This is a genomic window from Enterococcus sp. DIV0561, from assembly GCF_050539875.1.
Lineage (GTDB): Bacteria > Bacillota > Bacilli > Lactobacillales > Enterococcaceae > Enterococcus > Enterococcus faecalis.
Genome location: NZ_CP172927.1, coordinates 2,442,572 through 2,460,646, shown reverse-complemented (window position 1 = coordinate 2,460,646; position 18,075 = coordinate 2,442,572). Strand labels below are relative to the sequence as shown.

Here is an 18,075-nt window from a genome sequence, read left to right as displayed (position 1 = left end):
ACAAAAAAACCCCCAAAAGTTAGATTTCTAGGTCTAACTTTTGGGGGTCGGCTCAGGTTTTGTTGTCTTTTTATTATAATTTGCCAAATAATTGAAACAAATACAACATTAAATAGCTGTAAGTAGCCACAGACCAGAATTTCAATAAAAGAACAATTTTCATGAATTCCTTTAAAGATATATCTGTAATTCCCGCCACTAAACAAACAATATCATCTGGAGCGAAGGGGACTAACATAGTAAAGATTAAGAGCTTTTTGACATTGTGTTCATTTTTGTCTAAAATCTCTTCAAATTTTTTGTATTTATTGGGTGAAAGGATTATTTTTACAAAGCTACGTCCATAGTAACGAACCAGTAAAAAGCCAATAAACTCACCAATAATCAACCCAAGATAGCTATACAAAAGGCCTTGCAAATTGCCAAACATCAACATTCCTGCAACAGAAGAGATTCCTCCAGGTAGAATAGGAATAATCACTTGGACGATTTGTAAAAGAATGAAACACAGAACCGCATAGTTACCAAACTGTTTAATAAAAGCTTGCAAGGAAGCAACAGAATGAAAAATTCCTCTGGAATATCCCCATAAAATTAAGCCGAAGAAAAGCACCAGTCCAACTAGGGGTAACCACCGAATGAGTCCATTTAAAAATTTTTTCTGATTAGTCATGAGTGGCCTCCTGACGTTTTCGACGGTATTTTTTAAACCCAAGATAACCAGCCGTTCCCAGTAAAATCGTTCCGCTGACGGCAGTACCGAGATAAATCATTCTTGGATGATAGGCAAAGGTTAACTGCTGTTTGCCAGCTGGGACTTCAATAGCTAAAAAGCCACCTAGAATGCGTTGTGTTTTTAAGGGTTCTTTTTGTAGCGACGATTTGACTTGCCAATCTTGGTCATAAGGAATGGACGTATACAGTAACTGAGTGTCATTTCCAGGTACATTCAGTGCGCCATTTAAATGGCCTTTTTTAGTTGCATTCACGTGAAGAGCTTGTTGGCGTAATTTGTCAACCGCACGATTAAAGGCTGTTTGGTCTAATGTTTGAAGTTGCCAATTGGTTAAATCAACCACTTGTTCAGCAGTTAGTGACAGGGTCACGGTAGTTCCTTTTTCAAAATGCCCTAAATTGAACAGTTGATTGGTTGCAATATAAATCGGCGTCGAGATAACTTGTTGGTTTACCTTCAATTGTGTAACTTTTTTCCATTTTAAATTCGGAATATAAAGATGCAAGTCACCAGTGCTATTCACTTTAAAGGTTGCTTCAATTGTTTCGTTGGTATGATGAGGTTCATTTATCAACGAAGCTGTTTTAAAGTAAGGTTTATCCGTCGGCACGAGCGTTTGCAGGAGTTCTTCTTGGGCATCTAAAGGATTATTTTTTGCTAATTTTAACTTGGTTAATGCGGTTGGCGCCAAAAAGCCCATACCGATCGCTTCATCATTTTCCATGATTTTCGTGGAACCAACTGTTTTTAGCAATTTTTCACTCGTAGGTTTTTCAATTGGTAAAAAGTCATATTTCACATTTAAAAGTAAATTGGTTAGTTGTGAATTATCCACATAAGCAATCCGGCGATCATTTTTTCGATACAAACCTAGCGCACTTAATGTGTCTTGGGTAGTGGCAGTTAAAGTCGAAGTATAGCTAGAAACGCCAGCGTAGCCATAAAGTAAAGGATTGTTGTAGCCGTTATTGATTTCACGGAACCCTGTTTCTTTGGAAGGAATGACTTGTTTCATGCGATAAAGTTCTGGTGCTGAGGCCATTTTTTCATCGATTAATTGGCTGTGTTTTCGGTAATCTTGGGCAAATGTTGCTTGGCTACCAAAGGGCATATGTTTAAAAGAAATCCAGAAATTCGTTGTTAATTCCGTGCTGACAAGTAAGAATAAAGCCACGACTACATAGTTTCTTAAGGCCTTTTTGTGTGCTAAACGCAAGCAAACGAAAATCAACCAAATAAAAAGTAAACTTAGCCATAAATAATTGATCGAAATTAAGAGATTCTTTTGTGGACCATAATACAAAGATCCGTAGCCAATGACTAACAGCAGACTAAAAATAATAGGTGCGGACCAAGGAATGGTCACTCTTTTAAGCCAAGCTTCATAGGCAAAGACAATCAATAAAAAGCTAAAGATAAAGACATTTCGGTAAGGGAACCCAGCTGGGCTTTGAAACATGTGCCACACAGTGTTAAAGGCTTCTAACCAAAAGCTTAAAAAGAGAATGAATAAAAGAATTGCTGAAGCTATTCTTTCTTTTAACGCAATTTGTTTCGTTTGAAAATAGGCAACACAGAGGAGTGTCACAAATAATCCAGCAAAAACAGTTGGTAAATGGTCTAAACGCAACTCATAATTAATAGAACCTAAGCCTAATTGCGAGAAGAACGAAGTGTTGAACTTAGGCGTTAAAAAGAACGTCGAGACATCAAAATCTGCTTTTTTTGTATAGAGCATCCCTTCTGCTGCAGGTAATAATAAAAAGCTAGTTGCAGTTCCTGTTAAAAAAGAAACGAGGATGAATAACGGACTTTGTTTAAAAAATTGCCGAATAGCATGGGCTTGGGTATTCTTTTTAAAGAACCAATAGATACTGTACAAAACAGCAAAGAGACAAATCATATAACCCATGTAGTAATTCGTCACAATGGCTAAAAACAGGGTTATACTGTATAAGCCCCATTTGCGTTGATCCCATAAACGTTGGAGTCCCAATAAGATAAGCGGGAATAGAATCAGTGCATCCAACCACATAAAGTTTTGGCTATAGACGGTGACAAAGCCACAGAAACTATAGGAGGTTGAAAAAAGTAACGTGGTGCCATCAACTTTTTGATAGGTGTATTTTAAATAGCTAAACATCGTAGTACCCATCAAGGCAAGTTTTAAGGTAATAATCCATAAAATTGCTATAGGTAATTGTTCATAAGGAAAAAAGAAAGCCAACACATTAAAAGGGCTCAGTAAGTAATAGGCTGCCAAAGGAACAATCGACTCACCAATCTCATTGGAAAAAGAGTAGAATGTAGTTATTCCCTCGTGAAAAGAGCGTTTTAAAAAACTCAAGAAAGGCATGTATTGTGTGCCTAAATCACTAACTAATAAGTTGTTGTCACCAAAAGGCGCAAGTTGTAATGTCATCCATACAAGCAACAGAAGTAAAAACGGCAAGAAAAAACTTCCTAACCATAAAAGCTTCGATTTGTTTTTCATCAAAATAAGTCCACCTTTATAAAAAAATCATGAATAAGCGTGTTGAACGCTCTAAAAATAGTTTTTAATTGGCTGGCTGGAACGAACCATCCAGAATGTTAGTTTACCATAAGTTCATTAATGTATCCGCTAATAACGCAAAATTATGAAAAATACAAAAAGTTTTCAAGAAAAAGTTTCAATTGGTTATTAGTGAAAAAGTCACCTAACTTAGTTATAATGTAGAAGAAGACAAGGAGTTGGACAAGATGCAATTAACAATAGAAGAAGCCATTGAATGGATTCATAGCCGGTTACCCTTTGGTTCAAGACCTGGTTTGGATCGGATTAATGCGTTATTAGAAAAAATTGATCATCCAGAAAACAAAGTGTCAACGATTCATATCGCAGGAACCAATGGTAAAGGCTCAACCGTGACATATTTACGCTGTCTATTAGAAGAAATGGGCTTGAAAGTCGGAACCTTTACCTCTCCTTATATTGAATCATTTAATGAAAGAATTGCGATAAATGGTCAACCAATTTCAGACGAACAATTGATTACCTATGTGGAAAAGTATCAACCAATCATTAAAGAATTAGACCAAATCACTGAAGTGGCTGGAATTACAGAATTCGAAACATTGACAGGAATGGCCTTGGACTATTTCGTGAATGAACAAGTGGATATCGCCGTTGTTGAAGTTGGCTTAGGTGGATTACTTGATAGCACCAATGTCGTGAAGCCATTATTGACGGGAATTACGACAATTGGGAAGGATCACACAGAAATTTTAGGTGAAACAATTGCTGAAATTGCCTATCAAAAAGCGGGTATTATTAAAGAAAAAGTCCCAGTAGTAACAGGCAATATTTGTGCTGATGCGCTAGCAGTCATTGAAAAAGTCGCACAAGAAAAACAGAGTCCAATTTTTCGTTTTGGCAAAGAGTATCAAGTGGAATATCTACATCCTGACACACAATGGGGGGAAATATTTAATTTCTATGGAGAAATGGGCAAACTGACAAAGATTAAAGTTCCCTTGTTGGGGCGTCACCAAGTAGAAAACGCGGCGGTAGCTATTCAATTATTTGACAAGTATTGCCAACTACAACATTTGCCGTTTAAAGAACGAGACATTACTCAAGGGTTAGCTAAAGCGCAATGGCCAGCTCGAATGGAACGTCTTAGTGATGAACCGTTGATTGTTTTAGATGGTGCCCACAATGATCACGCAGTAAAACGCTTAGTTGAAAACTTGCGCAAAGAGTTTCCACAACACACGATTCATATTTTATTTTCAGCTTTAGCAACTAAAGATGTGGATGAGATGATTCAGGACTTAAAGCAAGTATCGAATGCGCATCTTTACTTAACTAGCTTCGATTATCCTAAAGCTATTGCACTTACAGAAATGGAAAAATATGAAGACGATTTAACAGAAATTGTGTCTTTATGGCAATTTGGCTTAGGCGAAATTTTAGAAAAAATGTCGACAGATGATTTATTATTAGTAACAGGTTCATTATATTTTGTTTCTCAAGTAAGAGAATTACTTTTAACTATAGGAGGAAATGATGAAGAAATTTGATGGCGTAATTTTTGATATGGATGGGTTGCTTTTTGATACGGAGTTGATTTACTATACATCTACTCAAAAAGTAGCAGATGCAATGGGGTTACCATATAGTAAAGAAGTCTATTTAGACTATGTTGGGATTTCCGATGAAGAAGTACAAGAGAATTACCGACGTATTTATGCATCTTATGGTCACGACACAGTGGAAGAATTTATCCGCCGTTCTTATGATGATACCTTGCAAGAGTTTCGATCTGGTAACGTCCCTTTAAAACCAGGGGTGGTGGAATTTCTCGACTTTTTAGATGATCAAAAAATTCCTCGATTGGTTGCTTCAAGTAACGTCCGTCCAGCAATTGAAATGTTATTAAGCCATGCTGGGATTCAGGATCGTTTTGTAGGGATCGTTTCAGCAGAGGATGTTAAACGAGCAAAACCGGACCCAGAAATTTTTCAAAAAGCTCGTCAACTTTTAGGAACAGAAGCCCCGAAAACCTTGATTTTCGAAGACTCATTTCATGGGGTAAGTGCGGCTCATAGTGCGGGCATTCCAGTGATCATGGTACCTGATTTATTGCAACCAACTGAAGTTATCCAAGAGAAAACATTACATGTCTTGGAGAGTTTACATCAAGCGCCACATTATTTAAAATAATAAAAACAACACTCCTTTGCGTAGTTTATTAATGACTAGCAAAGGAGGTTTTTTTTATGCAAGTATCGGATCTGTTTATTCGCGATATGCCGAGTGATTGTTTACCACGAGAACGGCTCTTAGCGATAGGAGAAAAAGCATTATCGAATCAAGAGTTGTTGGCGATTCTGTTACGAACTGGCTCAAAAGAAGCAGACGTGATGACTGTTGCCGCAACGCTATTAAAACAGTTTAAGCAACTTTCTTATTTGCAGCAAGCCACGTTGAACGAGTTAATGGCTATTAAAGGCATTGGCCAAGTGAAAGCCATTGAATTACGTGCGGCTATTGAATTGGGGTGTCGAATTTATCAAAGTAGTCAAATCAAATTTGGCAAAGTTACGTCCAGTCAACAAGTCGCTCAACGATTACTCCAAGAGATGAAGGGGCTGCAACAAGAACATTTAATTTGTATTTACTTGAATACCAAGAATGACATTATCCAACAGAAAACGATTTTCAAAGGATCACTGAATCAAAGTATTGCTCATCCACGCGAAATTTTTCGGGAAGCGGTTAAATATTCTTCTGCTCGTATACTATTAGCTCATAATCATCCATCTGGCAATCCGACACCGTCACCACAAGATATTCAATTTACCAAACGAATGGAAGAATGTGGCGAAATGATGGGGATTCAATTGTTGGATCATATTATTGTTGGTGATAGCGGATACATTAGTTTGAGAGAAGAGAATTTTTTTGCTTCAGAATGAGGACAATTCTTGCAAAAATATTTTATCACGTGTAAAATGAAAGGGTAATCTTGTTTGGAATTATGTAGACTTTTTAAATTTTTTTAAATATTCTATTGGAAGCGAGCAAAGTTACGACTATTTATGTGCAAATGCACGAGGAGGAACAAAAGAATGGAACAAGGAACAGTAAAATGGTTTAACGCAGAAAAAGGTTTTGGGTTTATCTCACGCGAAGACGGAAGCGACGTATTCGTACACTTCTCAGCTATCCAAGGTGATGGTTTCAAAACTTTAGAAGAAGGTCAAGCAGTGACTTTCGATGTTGAAGATTCAGACCGTGGCCCTCAAGCAGTTAACGTAGAAAAAAACTAATAAAAAATAATCCAAAAACACCTAACGCATGTTAGGTGTTTTTTTGTTAGAAAAAATAGAGAAGAAAAATGGACAAGCATTTTTCTTCTCTATTAAATGAGAGCTTTATTGATCACTAACTGTGGCAGTCATAATCATTGGCAGAATCATTGGATGACGTTCTGTTTGTTCAAACAAGAAAGGCTGTAAAGCGGTCGTCATAGCTTCGCCTAATTTTGCTTCGGTACAGTTTTTATCTTTCATTGCTTCACGTAGAGCATTGAATAAAAGACGTTGGCCTTCATGAATCATATCACCAGACTCACGCATGTAGACAAAACCACGGGAAAGAATGTCTGGACCAGCCATAATTTCTTTATTTTTAATATCAACTGTTGCTACCGCTAAAACTAAACCTTCTTCAGATAAGATACGACGATCCCGTAAAACAACATTCCCGATATCGCCGACACCATTTCCATCAACGTACACGTCGTTAGCGTTGAAGTGACCAGCAGGACGTGCGCTATCAGCCGTTAAAGCTAAGACATCGCCGTTGCCCATGATAAAGCAATTTTCTTCAGGAACCCCTGTATCTTGAGCGAGCGAAGCATGGATTTTTAACATTCTAAATTCACCATGAACAGGCATGAAATATTTAGGCTTCATCAAGCGAAGCATTAATTTTTGCTCTTCTTGTCCACCGTGACCAGAAGTATGGATATTATTGATTTTTCCGTGGATAACTTCTGCACCGGCTTCAGATAATAAGTTGATTAAACGGTTAACGCTTGTCGTATTCCCAGGAATTGGTGAACTTGAGAAAACAACCGTATCGCCTGGTTGAATACTAATTTGGCGATGTGTACCGTTAGCAATCCGACTAAGCGCGGCCATAGGTTCTCCTTGAGAGCCAGTACATAAAATCATTGTTTCATTTGCTGGCAATTGATTCAGTTCCGCCGCATCGACAAACGTTCCTTTTGGCACTTTGATGTAGCCTAAGCGTTCGCCATTGACAATGGCATTTTCCATGCTACGACCAAAAACAGCAATTTTGCGACCGGTTTTCACGGCTGCATCAGCAGCTTGTTGTAAACGGAAAATGTTTGAAGCAAAACTGGCAAAGATAATCCGACCATCAATTTTTTCAAAGATTTTTAAAATAGAGGTCCCAATTGTTTTTTCGGATTTTGTAAAGGTGGGTATTTCAGCATTGGTACTGTCTGAAAGAAGACAAAGGACGCCTTCTTCACCTAATTTTGCCATTCTGTGTAAGTTGGCTGGCTCACCAACGGGTGTAAAGTCAAACTTAAAGTCACCTGTTGCGACAATGTTACCAGAAGGCGTTTTAACCACAACGCCCAAGGCATCAGGAATACTGTGAGTCGTCCGGAAAAAGCTAATCGCTGTTTTTCTAAAACGAATCACCGTATCTTCATTAATTTCGTGTAATTCCGCTTCTCGCAATAAACCATGTTCATCTAGTTTGTTGGTAATTAAAGCCAAGGCTAGTGGTCCCGCATAGATTGGGATATTCGCTTGACGTAAAAGATAAGGAACGCCACCAATATGGTCTTCGTGACCGTGGGTAATAACGAGTGCTTTGACTTTATGCAAATTTTGAACGATGTAGCTATAATCTGGAATCACGTAGTCAATCCCAAGTAAATCATCTTCTGGGAATTTGATCCCAGCATCAATAATGATAATTTCATCTTGGAATTGTACCCCATATGTGTTTTTTCCAATTTCGCCTAAACCACCGATTGCAAAAACGCCAGTTTCGTTATTTTTTATGTTTACTTTCATGTTAAAACTCCGTTAGAGTGAAGTCCGCATGTTCTTGCTCATAAGCAAGATGTTTTTCGTCTAATAATTGAACGTATTCAATATTGTATGGGGTATTTTCTTCAACTAATTGGCGCACGATTACATCGCTATCGGCTTCCATGTAAAGAGATTTTGTGTCTTCTCTTTTTGGGTTTCTGATTTTTGTTTCTTGATAGTATACTTTGTAAATCATCGATTCATTTCTCCTTCAGCTACTAATAGTAGCAATTTATAGTTTTTTTCATTTTAAGACAGAAAATTAAACACAACAAAACGAGGTGCTGATCACCTAAAAAAGAATGCTCATCAAAAACATCTGTTAATGATGAAATGAAGCCTCGACTTTGCTTCATTCTGGGTATTTGATTTTATGTGTTCTTTTTCAACCGTCCCGTGTGTTGTGAATAACAACAATTAAGCTTATTTTATCATAGAATGATAAGGAAGTATAGAAACACTCACTGGACTTTTAAAAAAAACAAACTTCTTGTTTCACCTTATTCTTGATCCAGTTCGAGTGCCTTTTTTTTAGGACGCCAATACCAACTTAAGCCAATCACGTGAGCTAAATAAACAATCGCTAAAGTCGTAGTCATCAACGTATTTCGGACAATTAAACACGGAATGGCAAATAAAAGAAACATGGAAATAAATAGTTTCCATTTGCCTTTACGAGTAATTTTTTTCTCAAAGAAGGCTTCTTGGATATATTTTTGATAATAAGAAGATGCTAAAAATTTGTTATAAAGTTTATCTGAACTACGCATCCAAAAAAAGGCCGTTAATAAATAAAAACCAGTGGTGGGTAAAAGCGGCAAAAAGATTCCTAACGTGCCTAAAGCAAACGTACAGGAACCGAGAAAAATGAAGAATAATTTTTTCATTCAAAGGGTCCTTTCAGTTTTTCCCAATTATGGCACAATCAAAAGGAAGTAGCAATTTTAATCGTATAAGTAAATCATTAAAATTATCTATTTTTTAGAAAATCTAAAAGAGAAAGGATAGAAAGAGAAAGGCTGTTTTTTCTAGCCAGACAGCTTGTATTACCGATTTCTTTTTGATACAGTGGGAGTACTAGAAAATTTAAAGTAAGATAAGAAGGAGATGATTAATTGAAGTTAATGTGGCGTTACACAATGCGTTATAAGAAATTACTTTTCGCTGATTTTATTTGTGTGTTTGGTTTTATTTTGATTGAATTAGGCTTGCCGACCATTTTAGCACGAATGATTGACAAAGGAATTATTCCTAAAGATATGGACTATATTTATCAGCAAGGGATTTGGATGGTTGTAATTACGATTATTGGTGTCGCAATGAATATTTTGCTGGGGTACTTTGGTGCCAGAATTACAACAAACATTGTTCGTGATATTCGTGATGATTTATTTGAAAAGATTCAAACTTTCTCACACAGTGAATATGAAAGTATTGGGGTTTCTTCCTTAATTACGCGAACTACCAATGATGCATACCAAATTATGCTCTTCATGGGAAATATTTTACGTCTTGGCTTTATGACGCCAGTGATGTTTATTGCCAGTCTTTACATGGTGATGCGAACGAGTCCGTCGTTAGGAATGTACGTTTTAGGTGCCTTGCCTTTTCTGCTGCTAGCAGTTGTCGGAATTGCTCGTTTGTCAGAACCGTTATCTAAAAAGCAACAAAAGAACTTAGATGGAATCAATGGGATTTTAAGAGAAAATCTTTCTGGATTGCGGGTAATACGCGCATTTGTTAATGAAAAATTTGAAGAATCTCGTTTTAATAAAGTCAATGAAACTTACACTAAAAGTTCAAAAAGTTTGTTTCGTTTAATGGCAGCAGCCCAACCAGGCTTCTTTTTCTTATTTAATATTGTGATGGTCTTAATCATTTGGAGCGGGACTGTTCAAATCAGCCACGGGGATTTAGAAGTTGGGAATTTAATAGCTTTTATTGAATATATTTTCCATGCGCTGTTCTCGTTTATGTTATTTGCCAGTGTCTTTATGATGTATCCTCGGGCTGCGGTTTCGGCTTCACGGATTCAAGAAGCCTTAGACATGGAACCAGCTATTCGTGAAGAAGAAGGCGTAACAGAAACAGCTACTAAAGGCTATCTAGAGTTTAAAAATGTAACCTTTGCCTATCCTGGACATGCGGAAAGCCCAGTTATCCGCAATGTAAGTTTTAAGGCGTCACCTGGTGAAACAGTGGCCTTTATTGGGAGCACAGGTAGTGGGAAATCAACATTAATTCAATTGATTCCACGGTTTTATGATGTATCAGAAGGTGAAATTTTAATCGATGGAGTGAACGTAAAAGATTACCAACTTAGTGCATTACGCAATAAGATTGGCTATATTCCACAAAAAGCGCTACTTTTTACTGGTACAATTGCTGATAATCTTCGCTACGGTAAGGAAGATGCGACGTTAGAAGAAATGGAACGAGCAATTGACATTGCTCAAGCTACAGAATTTGTTTCACAAAAACCGCAAGGCTATGATGAACCTCTTTCAGAAGGTGGCACGAACTTTTCTGGTGGTCAAAAACAACGTTTAGCTATCGCACGGGCGATTATTCGCAATCCGGAAATTTATATATTTGATGATAGTTTTTCTGCGTTAGATTATCAAACAGATGCAAATTTACGAGCGCGTCTGAAAAAAGAAACAACAGAATCCACTGTTTTAATTGTGGCACAACGTGTTGGAACAATTATGCATGCGGACCGCATTGTTGTTTTAAACGAAGGCGACGTGGTCGGAATTGGCACACATCGTGAATTACTTGAGACTTGTCCAATTTACTATGATATTGCGGCTTCTCAATTGTCAGAGGAGGAATTAGCATGAAACACGCCTTTTCTTCTATGAAACGAATCGGTCGCTATATTAAACCGTACCGAGTGACGTTTTATTTAGTTATTTTATTTACAATATTAACCGTTGCCTTTAATGCAGCGTTGCCTTATTTGACTGGATTACCAACGACAGAAATTAGCCGTAATATTGCGGCCGGCGAATCAATCAACTTTGATTATGTAATCCAATGTTTAATTTGGATTTTAGTTGTGGGAACAGGTTATTGTGTGGCACAATTTTTGTCAGGCTTTTTAATGACGAATGTCGTTCAACAATCCATGCGCGATTTACGTCGCGATATTGAAGAAAAAATCAATCGTTTGCCAGTTTCTTATTTTGATAAGAACCAACAAGGAAATATTTTGTCACGGGTGACGAACGATGTGGATGCTGTCAGCAATGCGATGCAACAAAGTTTTATCAATATTGTTTCGGCAGTCTTAGGTATTGTGATGGCGGTAGTGATGATGTTTTTAATCAATCCGCTGATGGCGATTTTTTCAGTGATTATGATTCCGTTGTCGCTGATTATTTCCAGAACAATTGTTAAAATCTCCCAGAAATATTTCCAAGGAATGCAAAATTCTTTAGGAGACTTAAATGGTTATGTTCAAGAAAATATGACTGGGTTCAGTGTCTTAAAACTATATGGTCGGGAAAAAGAAACCCTTGAAGGCTTTAAACAAGTCAATCATCGCTTAAATGGTTTTGGTTTCAAAGCATCCTTTATCTCAGGATTAATGTTGCCATTGGTTCAAATGACCGCTTATGGGACCTATATCGGGGTAGCTGTCCTTGGTAGTTACTATGTGGTTGCTGGTGTGATCGTAGTGGGGCAATTACAAGCGTTTATCCAATATATTTGGCAAATTAGCCAACCAATGGGGAATATTACGCAATTGTCTGCAGCTTTACAAAGCGCTTCAGCTTCGACCATGCGGATTTTTGAAATCCTAGATGAACCAGAAGAAGAACTTAACGATCAAGATGTTCCTTTGCCAGAACCTATTTTAGGCTCTGTTGAATTTGAAAATGTCAGCTTTAGTTATGACCCAGAAAAACCGTTAATTCGTAATTTGAACTTTAAAGTTGATGCGGGCCAAATGGTTGCGATTGTGGGACCAACTGGCGCTGGGAAAACAACCTTAATCAACTTACTGATGCGTTTTTATGATGTAACAGAAGGCGCCATTAAAATTGATGGTATTGACACGAAAAAAATGAACCGTAGTGATGTCCGATCTGTATTTGGAATGGTATTGCAAGATGCTTGGTTGTATAAAGGTACCATTGCAGATAACATTCGTTTTGGGAAGTTGGATGCCACGGATTATGAAGTTGTGGATGCAGCGAAAACGGCCAATGTGGATCACTTCATTCGGACAATGCCAGACGGGTATGAAATGGAAATCAATTCTGAGGGAGATAACGTTTCCCTTGGTCAAAAACAATTGTTGACCATTGCCCGAGCGGTAATTTCTGATCCGAAAATTTTGATTTTAGATGAGGCGACTAGTTCAGTCGATACACGCTTGGAAGCCTTAATTCAAAAAGCAATGGATCGTGTTATGGAAGGACGAACGAGTTTCGTTATTGCCCACCGCCTATCAACTATTCGTGAAGCTGATTTAATTCTTGTTATGAAACAAGGAGAAATCATTGAAAAAGGTACGCATCATGAGTTGCTGGAACAAGGTGGCTTCTATGAAAAACTATACAATAGTCAATTCGCTGAAGAAGGCGACTATGAGGAATAAAAAAGAGCCTGGGACAAAAATCACTTTGGATTTTTGTCCCAGGCTTAAAAATTGATAAACGGCGGGAACAGAAGCAACTCCTTCGGAAATAAGCCGAAATTATCCAAAAATTATAGAACAATTTTCGGAAATTCCTTCTTATTTCTCGGAGTTAAACGCTTCTGTCCCGACCTCTTTCTTGTCTTTTTTACTATGAAAGTGAGTAATTCTTGTCTATACTTAATGAAAAGAGGTGACAGGGTTTGAAAAAAGAGTATTTTATTGCTGCTAGTGCAGATGTCTATGGAAACGTACAACTAGCGAAGGATAGTAATATTTGGTTTCAGTCGGTCTTAAGAGGTGACAGTAACACAATTACCATTGGTGAAGGTAGTAATATTCAAGATGGCACGATTATTCATGTTGATGAAGATGCCCCGACAATTGTAGGCAAGTATGTAACAGTGGGTCATCAATGCATGTTACACGGTTGTAAAATCGGTGATGGTGCTTTGATTGGCATGGGTTCAACCATTCTAAATAACGCTATTATTGGAGAAAACAGCCTGATTGGTGCGGGCTCTTTAGTGACGGAAGGCAAAATTATCCCGCCAAATGTTTTAGCATTTGGTCGACCCGCGAAGGTTATCCGTCCGTTAACGGCAACAGAAATAGCCAGTAATCATACGAACGCCTTACATTACGTTCAACGAGCAGAAGAATTTCGCCAACAAAAATACCCGAAACTAACATAGAATTAGGAGGAAAATGATGAAGAAAATTAAAGTAATGACGGTTTTTGGAACGCGGCCAGAAGCGATCAAAATGGCGCCCTTAATCAAAGTTTTAGAAGAGCAAAGTGAAGGATTTGACTCTGTAGTAGTCGTAACAGCGCAACATCGCCAAATGTTGGATCAAGTGTTAGAAGATTTTCAAATTACACCGAATCATGATTTAAATATCATGAAAGATGGGCAAACCTTAACAGATATTACAAGTCGTGTTTTGAATTTATTAACTGAGGTTCTTGTGACAGAACAGCCGGATATTGTCTTGGTTCATGGCGATACAACCACGTCATTTGCGGCTGCATTGGCTGCTTTTTATCAACAGATTCCGGTGGGACATGTGGAAGCAGGATTACGGACCTGGCAAAAATATTCTCCGTTTCCGGAAGAAATGAATCGTCAACTGGTAGATGTGTTAACTGATATTTATTTTGCCCCAACCACTCAAAGTAAGGACAATTTAATCAAAGAAAATCATCCAGAAGAACATATTTATGTAACTGGCAATACAGCGATTGACGCGATGGCGTACACTGTTGATGCCCACTATCAAAATGATTTATTGGAAAAAATCCCTACAGACCAACGCATCGTGCTAATTACAATGCATCGTCGTGAAAATTTAGGCCTGCCAATGGCAAATGTGTTTAAAGCTGTTCGTCGACTTGTAATGGAACATCCAGAAATTGAAGTCATTTTCCCTATGCACAAAAATCCCAAAGTCCGTGAAATAGTAGCGGAACATTTAGGTGAATTAGCTCGTGTGCATTTAATTGAACCATTGGACGTCAAAGATTTTCAAAATTTTGCAGCAAAAAGTTCTTTAATTTTAACTGATTCTGGCGGTGTGCAAGAAGAAGCCCCTTCCTTAGGTGTGCCAGTTTTAGTTTTACGAGATACAACGGAACGTCCAGAAGGCGTAGCGGCAGGAACATTGAAATTGGTTGGTACAGACGAACAAGTAGTCTATCAAGAGGCGAAAACATTATTGACTGATTCTGATGCTTACCACGCGATGGCGCATGCACAAAATCCGTATGGGGATGGTCAAGCTAGCCATCGAATCGTTGAAGCCATTGCCTATGAAATGCAGCAGTCAGATAAAAAACCAGATACGTTTACAGCAAAATAAATAAAAAGGCAGAGAAGCGCTGAAAAGGTGCTTCTTTTGCGTATCTTATTTTGAAGAATCAATTAGACAAAAATGCTAGAAAGTAGTGAAGTGAAGATGTATCAAACGATTTTATTTGATTTAGATGGCACAATTACGGATTCTGGTAGCGGCATTATGCGTTCTATTTTGTACGCAACAGAACAATTAGGCTGGCCAGCTCCTAGCGAGGAGACATTACGTTCTTTCATAGGACCGCCTTTATATGAGTCGTTTTTGCACATGGCGCCTTCAGCTGAAGCAGCGCAACAAGCCGTGAGTCATTATCGAGCGTATTATCAGAGAAAAGGTATGTTTGAAAATCATGTGTATCCAGGGATCCAAGAGGTACTAACAAGGTTAAAGGAAGCGGGAGCAAAGTTATACATTGCGACTTCCAAGCCAGAAGAATTTGCTAAAAAGATTATTACTCATTTTGATTTAGATCGTTATTTTACAGGCATCTATGGAGCGAGTATGGACGGTCATCGTTCTAAAAAAGCAGATGTGATTCAGTATGCATTAACGGAAGCTCAATTAGACCCAACCAAAGAAGCGATTATCATGGTTGGTGATCGTAATCATGACATTCTTGGTGCTCAACAAAATGGCTTAGATAGTATAGGTGTCTTGTATGGATTTGGTGAAGAAACAGAGTTACAAGAGGCGGGAGCGACATTCCTAGTACAATCGCCTAAAGACTTAGGTGCTATTTTGCTACAAAATTCCTAATAGAAAATGGATTTTCGATAAATTTAGGAGGATTTTAAGATTTATTATCGTTTCAATAGAAAAGCGCCATCATAGGCTTTAAACGTTGTCAATGATGAATTTTTTATCGGGGAATGACGGTCTTTTTATTAAAAACATTTAATTTTAAAGAGGTTTCATGTATAATAGTTTCAGTCATAAACGATAGAATAGTAAGGAGGGTTAGTTTTGGCTAATGATAACCAAAATAACCAAGATCCCAAATCTTCGCTTAGAGATCAAGTAACTGGGTCTTTAAAAGGTAGAAATGATGGCGATCAACCTGATTCCTCTGAAAAAAATGATAGGTCTCCCCAACCTTCATCTGATGAATCACAAGAAACAGCGAGCCGCACAACACAAACACGTGCAGGTTCTAGAGCTGCTCGAAGACGTGGGAAAGACAAGACAACACAGACAGTCGAAGAGCCAACCCTGATTGAAACAGACGAAAAGCCAACAAATACAAAAAAACAAACACGTAAAAAAGAAGATCGTTTAGTCGGTCGTATCGTGTTAATTGTAGTTTCTGTATTGGTTTTAATGATGGCAATCTTTGGGTTTACTTTTTATAAATATGTAGACGCTGGGCTACAACCACTAGACAAGAACAATAAGAAGCTTGTTCAAGTGCATATCCCAGAAGGATCTTCTAATAAGCAAATTGCTGCGGTTTTAGAAGAAAGCAACGTCATTAAAAGCGGAATGGTTTTTAACTACTACGTAAAATTTAAAAACTTAACAGATTTTCAAGCGGGCTATTATCAAATGTCTCCAAGCATGACACTCGATGAAATTGGTGAAATGCTAAAAGAAGGAGGCACGCCAGAACCAACTAAAATCGCAGATGGCAAAGTAACGATTCCTGAAGGCTACGATATAGATAAAATTGGCGAAGCCATTGAAAAAAATACGGATTTCAAGAAAGCAGATTTCATTGCATTAATGAAAAACGAGGACTTCTTCAATCAAATGAAGGCTAAGTATCCTGATTTACTTGAAAGTGCTGCAACCGCAGAAGGTGTTCGTTATCGCTTAGAAGGCTATTTATTCCCAGCGACTTATGATTACTACAAAAAAGCAACACTTCCTGAATTTGTCGAACAGATGGTTGCTAAAATGAACACAGTAATGGAACAATATACGCCGACAATTCATGCAAAGAATTTAACCAATCAGCAAGTCTTAACGTTAGCTTCATTGGTTGAAAAAGAAGGAGTCAAAGAAGCAGACCGCAAACAAATTGCGCAAGTATTCTTTAACCGCTTGGCTGCCGATATGCCAATCCAATCAGATATTTCTATTTTGTATGCTCTAGGAGAACACAAAGAAACTGTAACGTATGCTGACTTGGAAGTGGACTCGTCTTATAACTTGTATAAAAATACTGGTTATGGACCAGGACCATTAGATAGCCCAAGTGAGGAGTCAATTAAAGCAGTCTTGAATCCGACACCAAGTGACTATTTATACTTTGTAGCAGATATTTCTACAGGAAAAGTATACTTCTCAAAAACATATGAAGAACATCAAGTATTAGTAGATCAGTATGTCAATAATTCAAGTAGTGAATAAAATGAAAACATAAAAGAGCTTGGTGAATCAATTTTGTATGATTCACCAAGCTTTTAGATACTCAAAAAGTAATCTGTTTAACAGAGGGAAAGAGTAGCAACTAGAAATTTATATAAATAAAATTTAGCAAAATCACAAAAATTCAATAATTATATTTACAATTTAGAAAAAGCGTGGTACTCTTTTGTGGATTGAAAGCGGAATTTTTTTCAATAACCAACCAAGAACTACGTATCGTTAAGCGAAAAAGGAGAATTAACATGGTAGAAAAAGTATATCCAATGACTCTTGAAGGAAAAGAAAAATTAGAACAAGAGCTAGAAGAATTAAAAACAATTAAACGTAAAGAAATCGTAGAGCGTATTAAAATCGCTCGTAGCTTTGGGGATCTTTCAGAGAACTCAGAGTATGAATCAGCTAAAGATGAACAAGCTTTCGTTGAAGGACGTATTACAACGTTAGAAAATATGATTCGTTTTGCAGAAATCATCGACAATGATGGCGTGGACCAAGACGAAGTTTCCATCGGTAAAACAGTTACTTTCCAAGAATTGCCTGATGGAGAAGAAGAGGAATACACAATCGTAGGAAGTGCCGAAGCCGATCCATTTTCTGGTAAAATTTCTAACGATTCACCGATTGCGCAAGCCTTAATTGGTAAACAATTAGGCGATCAAGTGATTATTGCAACCCCTGGTGGCGACATGACAGTTAAAATTACAAAAGTTGAAGCAAACTAAATAATTGAGCAGGGCAGGCAGCTTCCAAGGCCTGTCCTTTCGCAATCTATGACATTTAGGGCTAAAGTCCTATGGTAACCTGAGGCGCAAACCACTATGATTAAATAAAATAAACGAGTAAA

Annotated in this window: 16 protein-coding genes; 11 read left to right on the top strand and 5 right to left on the bottom strand. The window is 37.7% G+C overall.

Annotated features, from left to right (window positions below; genetic code table 11):
• Window positions 1–73 precede the first annotated feature (73 nt).
• Together IGM13_RS11795 and IGM13_RS11790 are read right to left on the bottom strand one after the other, a co-directional pair.
• The gene (locus tag IGM13_RS11795) at window positions 74–673 is read right to left on the bottom strand and encodes a TVP38/TMEM64 family protein (protein ID WP_002355114.1); all 600 of its coding nucleotides are present in this window, start codon (window positions 671–673) and stop codon (window positions 74–76) included.
• Window positions 666–3,230 carry a YfhO family protein gene (locus IGM13_RS11790; protein ID WP_002419142.1) on the bottom strand — a complete coding sequence of 855 codons (2,565 nt, stop codon included), beginning with the start codon at window positions 3,228–3,230 and terminating at the stop codon, window positions 666–668. The genes IGM13_RS11795 and IGM13_RS11790 overlap by 8 nt, the downstream gene beginning before the upstream one ends.
• 248 nt (window positions 3,231–3,478) lie before the next feature.
• On the opposite strand from IGM13_RS11790, the gene IGM13_RS11785 reads away from it, so the two are divergent.
• From IGM13_RS11785 to IGM13_RS11770, 4 genes are all read left to right on the top strand, one after another.
• Complete coding sequence (locus IGM13_RS11785) at window positions 3,479–4,801, top strand: bifunctional folylpolyglutamate synthase/dihydrofolate synthase (protein WP_002419143.1); 1,323 nt, start codon at window positions 3,479–3,481, stop codon at window positions 4,799–4,801.
• Complete coding sequence (locus tag IGM13_RS11780; RefSeq protein WP_002385286.1) at window positions 4,785–5,444, top strand: HAD family hydrolase; 660 nt, start codon at window positions 4,785–4,787, stop codon at window positions 5,442–5,444. Before IGM13_RS11785 ends, IGM13_RS11780 begins: the two co-directional genes overlap by 17 nt.
• A 56-nt stretch (window positions 5,445–5,500) precedes the next feature.
• The gene (gene radC / locus IGM13_RS11775) at window positions 5,501–6,199 is read left to right on the top strand and encodes a RadC family protein (protein WP_002419144.1); all 699 of its coding nucleotides are present in this window, start codon (window positions 5,501–5,503) and stop codon (window positions 6,197–6,199) included.
• A 153-nt stretch (window positions 6,200–6,352) separates the two neighbouring features.
• Entirely contained in the window at window positions 6,353–6,553 is a 201-nt protein-coding gene (locus tag IGM13_RS11770; RefSeq protein ID WP_002355121.1) for a cold-shock protein, read from the top strand.
• 105 nt (window positions 6,554–6,658) lie between these two features.
• On the opposite strand, the gene rnjA is transcribed toward IGM13_RS11770, so the two are convergent.
• The 3 genes from rnjA to IGM13_RS11755 form a co-directional block, all read right to left on the bottom strand.
• Window positions 6,659–8,344: a ribonuclease J1 gene (rnjA, locus tag IGM13_RS11765; RefSeq protein WP_002355122.1), complete on the bottom strand. Its 1,686-nt coding sequence runs from the start codon at window positions 8,342–8,344 to the stop codon at window positions 6,659–6,661.
• A gap of 1 nt (window position 8,345) precedes the next feature.
• Window positions 8,346–8,558, bottom strand: coding sequence for a DNA-directed RNA polymerase subunit epsilon (locus IGM13_RS11760; RefSeq protein ID WP_002355123.1), 213 nt, complete (start codon window positions 8,556–8,558; stop codon window positions 8,346–8,348).
• A gap of 304 nt (window positions 8,559–8,862) precedes the next feature.
• On the bottom strand, window positions 8,863–9,249 hold the full coding sequence (locus IGM13_RS11755) for a YbaN family protein (protein WP_002355126.1): 387 nt from the start codon (window positions 9,247–9,249) through the stop codon (window positions 8,863–8,865).
• Window positions 9,250–9,477: 228 nt separating this feature from the next.
• Here IGM13_RS11755 and efrA point away from each other — a divergent pair, with 228 nt between their 5' ends.
• The 7 genes from efrA (at window position 9,478) to greA (ending at window position 17,953) form a co-directional block, all read left to right on the top strand.
• Window positions 9,478–11,205, top strand: coding sequence for a multidrug efflux ABC transporter subunit EfrA (gene efrA, locus IGM13_RS11750; protein WP_010707113.1), 1,728 nt, complete (start codon window positions 9,478–9,480; stop codon window positions 11,203–11,205).
• Window positions 11,202–12,971: a multidrug efflux ABC transporter subunit EfrB gene (gene efrB / locus IGM13_RS11745; RefSeq protein ID WP_002419145.1), complete on the top strand. Its 1,770-nt coding sequence runs from the start codon at window positions 11,202–11,204 to the stop codon at window positions 12,969–12,971. The genes efrA and efrB overlap by 4 nt, the downstream gene beginning before the upstream one ends.
• A 242-nt stretch (window positions 12,972–13,213) precedes the next feature.
• Complete coding sequence (locus IGM13_RS11740) at window positions 13,214–13,705, top strand: gamma carbonic anhydrase family protein (RefSeq protein WP_002415854.1); 492 nt, start codon at window positions 13,214–13,216, stop codon at window positions 13,703–13,705.
• 13 nt (window positions 13,706–13,718) lie between these two features.
• Complete coding sequence (gene wecB / locus IGM13_RS11735) at window positions 13,719–14,870, top strand: non-hydrolyzing UDP-N-acetylglucosamine 2-epimerase (protein WP_002415852.1); 1,152 nt, start codon at window positions 13,719–13,721, stop codon at window positions 14,868–14,870.
• A 72-nt stretch (window positions 14,871–14,942) separates the two neighbouring features.
• Window positions 14,943–15,620 carry an HAD family hydrolase gene (locus tag IGM13_RS11730; protein ID WP_002415851.1) on the top strand — a complete coding sequence of 226 codons (678 nt, stop codon included), beginning with the start codon at window positions 14,943–14,945 and terminating at the stop codon, window positions 15,618–15,620.
• A gap of 207 nt (window positions 15,621–15,827) precedes the next feature.
• Window positions 15,828–17,213 carry an endolytic transglycosylase MltG gene (gene mltG, locus IGM13_RS11725; protein ID WP_002419146.1) on the top strand — a complete coding sequence of 462 codons (1,386 nt, stop codon included), beginning with the start codon at window positions 15,828–15,830 and terminating at the stop codon, window positions 17,211–17,213.
• Between the two features lie 260 nt (window positions 17,214–17,473).
• Entirely contained in the window at window positions 17,474–17,953 is a 480-nt protein-coding gene (gene greA, locus IGM13_RS11720; RefSeq protein WP_002355133.1) for a transcription elongation factor GreA, read from the top strand.
• Window positions 17,954–18,075: the final 122 nt, after the last annotated feature.

Excerpts from the sequence above, each read along its gene's own strand:
- IGM13_RS11795 (WP_002355114.1), bottom strand. The coding sequence starts at position 673 with ATGACTAATCAGAAAAAATTTTTAAATGGACTCATTCGGTGGTTACCC.
- IGM13_RS11790 (WP_002419142.1), bottom strand. The coding sequence starts at position 3,230 with ATGAAAAACAAATCGAAGCTTTTATGGTTAGGAAGTTTTTTCTTGCCG.
- IGM13_RS11785 (WP_002419143.1), top strand. The coding sequence starts at position 3,479 with ATGCAATTAACAATAGAAGAAGCCATTGAATGGATTCATAGCCGGTTA.
- IGM13_RS11780 (WP_002385286.1), top strand. The coding sequence starts at position 4,785 with ATGATGAAGAAATTTGATGGCGTAATTTTTGATATGGATGGGTTGCTT.
- radC (WP_002419144.1), top strand. The coding sequence starts at position 5,501 with ATGCAAGTATCGGATCTGTTTATTCGCGATATGCCGAGTGATTGTTTA.
- IGM13_RS11770 (WP_002355121.1), top strand. The coding sequence starts at position 6,353 with ATGGAACAAGGAACAGTAAAATGGTTTAACGCAGAAAAAGGTTTTGGG.
- rnjA (WP_002355122.1), bottom strand. The coding sequence starts at position 8,344 with ATGAAAGTAAACATAAAAAATAACGAAACTGGCGTTTTTGCAATCGGT.
- IGM13_RS11760 (WP_002355123.1), bottom strand. The coding sequence starts at position 8,558 with ATGATTTACAAAGTATACTATCAAGAAACAAAAATCAGAAACCCAAAA.
- IGM13_RS11755 (WP_002355126.1), bottom strand. The coding sequence starts at position 9,249 with ATGAAAAAATTATTCTTCATTTTTCTCGGTTCCTGTACGTTTGCTTTA.
- efrB (WP_002419145.1), top strand. The coding sequence starts at position 11,202 with ATGAAACACGCCTTTTCTTCTATGAAACGAATCGGTCGCTATATTAAA.
- wecB (WP_002415852.1), top strand. The coding sequence starts at position 13,719 with ATGATGAAGAAAATTAAAGTAATGACGGTTTTTGGAACGCGGCCAGAA.
- IGM13_RS11730 (WP_002415851.1), top strand. The coding sequence starts at position 14,943 with ATGCTAGAAAGTAGTGAAGTGAAGATGTATCAAACGATTTTATTTGAT.
- greA (WP_002355133.1), top strand. The coding sequence starts at position 17,474 with ATGGTAGAAAAAGTATATCCAATGACTCTTGAAGGAAAAGAAAAATTA.